The 1,176-nt window shown below is 63.7% G+C and carries 1 pseudogene; it reads right to left on the bottom strand.

The annotated features are described in order from the left end of the window. Positions 1–1,176: pseudogene (locus tag EOA24_RS38650) on the bottom strand (DNA-directed RNA polymerase subunit beta); the annotation flags it as partial.

Below are 1,176 nucleotides of genomic sequence, written 5' to 3'. Positions count from 1 at the left end.
CTTCCATCGCCGACAGGTAGACAACTTCGTTGGTCAACTTGCCGCCCACGATCTTGCGGTACGGGCTTTCGATGAAGCCGTACTTGTTGACGCGCGCGAAGGTGGCCAGCGAGTTGATAAGACCGATATTCGGGCCTTCCGGCGTCTCGATCGGGCAGATGCGGCCGTAATGCGTCGGGTGCACGTCGCGCACCTCGAAGCCGGCGCGCTCGCGGGTCAGACCGCCCGGTCCAAGCGCCGAGAGGCGACGCTTGTGGGTGATCTCCGACAGCGGGTTGGTCTGGTCCATGAACTGCGACAGCTGCGAGGAGCCGAAGAACTCGCGCACGGCGGCGGCCGCCGGCTTGGCGTTGATCAGATCCTGCGGCATGACCGTGTCGATCTCGATCGAGGACATGCGTTCCTTGATCGCGCGCTCCATGCGCAGCAGGCCGACGCGGTACTGGTTCTCCATGAGCTCGCCGACCGAACGCACGCGGCGGTTGCCGAGATTGTCGATGTCGTCGATCTCGCCCTTGCCGTCGCGCAGCTCGACCAGCGTCTTGACCACGGCCAGGATGTCTTCCTTGCGCAGCACGCGCACGGTGTCCTCGGCCTTGAGCTCGAGGCGCATGTTCATCTTGACGCGGCCGACGGCCGACAGGTCATAGCGCTCGCTATCGAAGAACAGCGAGTTGAACATGGCTTCGGCGGTCTCGAGGGTCGGCGGCTCGCCCGGGCGCATGACGCGGTAGATGTCGAACAGCGCGTCCTGGCGGCTCTCGTTCTTGTCGACGTTGAGCGTGTTGCGGATATAGGCGCCGACATTGACGTGGTCGATGTCCAGAATCTGGATCTCTTCCTCGCCGGTGCCGAGCAGCACCTTCAGCGTCTTGTCGTCGATCTCGTCGCCGGCCTCGAGGAAGATCTCGCCGGTGGCGTAGTTGACGATGTCCTCGGCGAGGTAGTTCCCGAGCAGATCCTCGTCGGTCGCCTTGATGGCCTTGAGACCCTTCTCGCCAAGCTGGCGGGCCTGGCGGGCGGTGATCTTCTTGCCTTGCTCGACGACGATTTCACCGGTGTCGGCATCAACCAGATCGCCGACGGCCTTGAGGCCGCGGAAGCGCTCGACGTTGAACGGAATGCGCCAATGGTCGCCGGCGCGCTTGTAGGTGATCTTGTTGCAGAAGGCCGACA

Source organism: Mesorhizobium sp. M2A.F.Ca.ET.039.01.1.1 (genome assembly GCF_003998035.1).
Classification (GTDB): Bacteria; Pseudomonadota; Alphaproteobacteria; order Rhizobiales; family Rhizobiaceae; genus Mesorhizobium.
Note: the sequence above shows the minus strand (reverse complement) of the source record. Positions and strands in the feature narration are given on the sequence as shown.